This is a genomic window from Rhizobacter sp. P3_B12, assembly GCF_056402895.1.
In genome coordinates this window covers 1-4,337 of record NZ_JBFUGN010000516.1, presented here as the reverse complement: position 1 = coordinate 4,337, position 4,337 = coordinate 1, and the positions used below count along the sequence as shown (strand labels likewise).

The following is a 4,337-nucleotide window of genomic DNA, read 5'->3' as shown; positions in this document are numbered from 1 at the left end:
TCTACGACCTCCTCTTTTTTGAAGGATTGGCCCATGCCGTCCCTGACCGAAACCTTGTTCACCTCCCCGGCGCTGCTCGCCTTCGGCGCGATCGCCTTGCTCGTGGCGGCCTCGTTCGCGCTCGGTGCGCTCAGCCGCCTGCCGCCTCGAACACGCGAGCGGCGCATCGGCGTCGCGCTGGCGCTCGCGGCGTTGCTGGCCGCCCACGGGCTGGGCTGGCTCGCGCTGCAGGATTTCCAGCGCCAGCTCGCCGAGGCCCGGCTGCACGCGGCCGATGACGCGATGGCGAGCGATGCCCTGGCCTACCYGGCACACCGCTGCGACAGCGAGCGCCACCTGACGATCTCGAGCGAGGCGAGCCGCGTGCCGGCGAACGAGGGTGTGCTGCTCGACATTGAGCATGTGCGCCGCCCCGAGCCGGACGACGTGCCGCCCGTCGACTGGTTCGATCCGCTGGATGCGCGGCAGGTGCTGGCCACGTCGACCTTCGTCTTCGTCGAGCAGGACCGGCGCATGACATCGCGTGGCGCGATCTCGGTGACGGCGCATCGTCTGTGGTGGGAATCCACCGGGCATGCCTTGCTGCCGCCCGCGAACACCGAGGAGTTCATGGCGCGGCTGGTGCAGGTCGAGCTGTCCCAGTCGATCGAAGGGCCGGTGCGCGCCAGCACGGCGCGCTACCTGCTGACGGTGCAGGACACGTCGACCCTCGAGGACCGCAGCCACGGGGTCGCGCGAATCGAGCTGCGCCTGTTCGATCGGCGGTGGGGTGCGCCGATGGCGGAGTACGTCGGATTCGTGGCGAACCTGCTGCCTGCCTGGCCGCTGCAGCGCGGCCCGGCATCGCGGGGGATCCAGCCCTGCAGCGGGCCGGAGCAGGCGTTCACGACGGCGGAAGCGGGGTTCGACGTGATCGGGTTCTTCCTGGTGCGGGGTGTGCGTGTGGCCAAGGTGCGGCCGAAGTTGATGACTTGACTCACGCGATGGGCTGCTGCTGCATCGAGTCATTGGGCCGCTCCCCGACGATGTCAGAATCCGCCCGTTCTCAACCAGGAGCATGAACGTGGCAATGGACGTGGTGGACTACGAGATCAAGGGCTCGGAGATGCAGTTCGTCGAGGTCGAACTCGACCCGGGCGAAGCGGCGGTCGGCGAGGCCGGCAGCATGATGTACATGGATGCCGGCATCGGCATGGACACCGTCTTCGGCGACGGCTCGGCCAGCCAGGGCGGCATCTTCGGCAAGCTGCTCGGCGCCGGCAAGCGGTTGATCACCGGCGAGTCGCTGTTCACCACCGTCTACACCAACCAGGGTCAGGGCAAGCGCAAGGTCGCGTTCGCGGCGCCGTACCCCGGCAAGATCCTGCCGATGGACCTGCGCCAGCTCGGCGGCACGCTGATCTGCCAGAAGGATGCCTTCCTGTGCGCCGCCAAGGGCGTGTCGCTCGGCATCTTCTTCCAGCAGAAGCTGTCGGTCGGCTTCTTCGGCGGCGAGGGCTTCGTGATGCAGAAGCTCGAGGGCGACGGCCTCGCCTTCGTGCACGCCGGCGGCACCGTGCTGAAGCGCGAGCTGCAGCCCGGCCAGACGCTGCTGATCGACACCGGCTGCATCGTCGCGCTGACGCCCAACGTCAACTTCGAGATCCAGTACGTCGGCAAGATCAAGACCGCGCTGTTCGGTGGTGAGGGCCTGTTCTTCGCGAAGGTCACCGGGCCGGGCACGGTGTGGCTGCAGAGCCTGCCGTTCTCGCGCCTCGCGTCGCGCGTGTTCGCGGCCGCGCCGCAGAACGGCGGGCGGCGTGAAGAGGGTTCGGTGCTGGGCGGTTTCGCCGGCGGCGGCCTGCTCGGCGGCATCCTCGGCGGGGACGATGAATAACGCCTGACTTTGACGAAGCGCAGAACAGAAAGGCGCTCGCAGGCCATTTTGAAGGTGGGCGCACGCTGCGCCCGCCTAAAATGCTGGTTTCTCCTGTTGGTGCCGGTCTTGAAACTGCTGTCTGCGTTGCCCCGTCTCTCGTCGCTCGTCCTGTCGGCCTTCTGCCTGGCCGCCCCGCTCGGGGCGCAGGCCGCGGACGCAGTCAAGCCGCCGATCTTCGTGCTGAACTCGCTCGACGCGTCGATCAGCGTGATCGACCCGAAGACCTTCACCGAGATCCGCCGCATTCCCACCGGCAAGGAACCGCACCACCTCTACCTGACGCCCGACGAGAAATCGCTGATCGTCGCCAACGCGCTGAGCGATTCGCTGACGCTGGTCGACCCGGTCACCGCCGAGGTGCAGCGCACGATCACCAAGATCCCCGACCCGTACCACCTGCGCTTCTCGCCCGACATGAAGTGGTTCGTCACCGCAGCGAACCGGCTGAACCACATCGACATCTACCGCTGGGAGCCGGCCGACGCGGCCAACCCGATGAAGCTCGCCGGCCGCGTGCCGGCATCGCGCACGCCCAGCCATCTGTCGATCGACAGCAAGAGCAGCGTCATCTATTCGTCGATGCAGGACAGCGACGAGCTGATGGCGATCGACATCGCGACCCAGAAGCCGCGCTGGAAGATCACCGTCGGCAAGCTGCCGGCCGATGTCTACCTGACGCCCGACGACAAGCTGCTGCTGGTCGGCCTCACCGGCGACGAGTTCGTCGAGGTCTACGACGTGAGCCAGGCGCAGCCGAAGCTCGTCAAGCGCATCCTGACCGGCGCCGGCGCGCATGCGTTCCGCAGCCGCGGCGACGGCCAGCATGTGTTCGTCAGCAACCGTGTCGCCAACACCATCAGCATGATCGACACCCGCACGCTGAGCGTGGTCGACACCTACCCGGCGCCGGGCGGCCCCGACTGCATCGACGTGCTGGCCGACGGCAAGACGCTGCTCGTCAGCTCGCGCTGGGCACGCAAGCTCACGCTGATCGACATCGAGAAGAAGCAGGTGATCCGCCAGGTGGCGGTGGGCCGCTCGCCGCACGGGGTGTGGACGCTCGAGCATGCGTCGCGCCGCTAGCCCCGTCGTTGTCGCCGCCCTGACCGCAGCCCTGATCGCGGCGCTGGCCGCACCGGCCCACGCGGCCGGCTGCGACAAGCCGGTCTACCTGACGCTGGACACCGGCCACATGGGCGTGGCCCCGCTGGTCGCCGACGTGCTGAATCGCCAGCAGGTGAAGGCGACCTTCTTCCTCGCCAACGAGAAGACGAAGACCGACGGCACGAGCCTCGATGACGAATGGGCGCCGTGGTGGAAGGCGCGCGCGGCCGAAGGCCACCTGTTCGGCTCGCACACCTTCGACCACGTGTATTGGGTGGCCGATGTGAAAACGGGCCAGAAGGGTGGCGGCTTCAAGGTGCGGCCCAGCGCCGGCCCCAACGCGGGCAAGCTGCTGACCTGGACCGCGGCCGAGTACTGCGCCGAGCTGCAGCGCCCGGCCGACCGCTTCCGCGCGATGACCGGGCAGGCGATGCCGCATCTGTTCCGRGCGCCCGGCGGCAAGACCTCGCCGGCGCTGCTGGCCGCGGCCAAGGCCTGCGGCTGGACCCACGTGCCGTGGAGTGCCGCCGGCTTCCTCGGTGACGAACTGCCGAGCGATCGCTACCCGAATGCGCAACTTTTGCAGCGCGCGCTGGATCACATCCGGCCGGGCGACGTGATGCTGGCCCACCTGGGCATCTGGTCGCGCCAGGACCCGTGGGCGCCGGCGGTGCTCGAGCCGCTGATCCAGGGGCTCAAGCAACGCGGCTTCTGCTTCGCCACCCTGCGCGACCACCCCGCCTACCGGGATGCAGCGCAACGCTGATCCCTTCTGCCGAACACGCTCGCCATGCTCGATTCCCTGCTGCTTGCCTTCACCGACGCCTTCGGCCGCGTGCAGCAGGCGCTGTTCGAAGGCGTCGTGCAGCCACTCGCCTTCCAGCTCGGGCTCGGCAATGTCGTCGAGGATGCGTTCGATGCCACCGGCTGGCTGCTGGTCGGCCTGCTGCAGATCGTCGTGCTGCTGGTGGTGTTCGGCGCGCTGGAGCGCTGGCGCCCGGTCGAGCCGGTGACCGACCGGCGCGCGGTGCGCATCGACGTGCTGTACACGCTGATCCACCGGTTGGGGCTGTTCCGCGTCGGTTTGTTCTTCGCGGTCGATCCGCTGTTCGACGAGGCCTTCGGTGCTGCGCGGCTGGCGGGCCTGCCGACCTGGCAGTTCGACGAGTGGTTCGGGCCGTGGTGGCCGGGCGTCACCGATACCGCGTGGTTCAGCTTCGTTGCCTACCTGCTGGTGTTCGACTTCGTCGACTACTGGATCCACCGCGGCCAGCACCAGTTCCACTGGTGGTGGGGGCTGCATTCGCTGCACCAC

At 68.4% G+C, this 4,337-nt stretch carries 5 protein-coding genes; all 5 read left to right on the top strand.

Features of this window, described 5'->3' with window-relative positions; genetic code table 11:
* The first annotated feature begins 33 nt into the window (after nt 1–33).
* Nucleotides 34–975, top strand: coding sequence for a hypothetical protein (locus tag AC1D01_RS22680; RefSeq protein ID WP_477870292.1), 942 nt, complete (start codon nt 34–36; stop codon nt 973–975).
* 88 nt (nt 976–1,063) lie between these two features.
* On the top strand, nt 1,064–1,876 hold the full coding sequence (locus tag AC1D01_RS22675) for a TIGR00266 family protein (RefSeq protein WP_477870294.1): 813 nt from the start codon (nt 1,064–1,066) through the stop codon (nt 1,874–1,876).
* A gap of 108 nt (nt 1,877–1,984) precedes the next feature.
* Nucleotides 1,985–3,001 carry a YncE family protein gene (locus AC1D01_RS22670; RefSeq protein ID WP_477870290.1) on the top strand — a complete coding sequence of 339 codons (1,017 nt, stop codon included), beginning with the start codon at nt 1,985–1,987 and terminating at the stop codon, nt 2,999–3,001.
* Nucleotides 2,985–3,788 carry a polysaccharide deacetylase family protein gene (locus tag AC1D01_RS22665; RefSeq protein ID WP_477870288.1) on the top strand — a complete coding sequence of 268 codons (804 nt, stop codon included), beginning with the start codon at nt 2,985–2,987 and terminating at the stop codon, nt 3,786–3,788. Before AC1D01_RS22670 ends, AC1D01_RS22665 begins: the two co-directional genes overlap by 17 nt.
* 24 nt (nt 3,789–3,812) lie before the next feature.
* Nucleotides 3,813–4,337 (top strand): sterol desaturase family protein (locus AC1D01_RS22660; protein ID WP_477870286.1); only part of this gene is annotated, 525 nt, incomplete at its 3' end.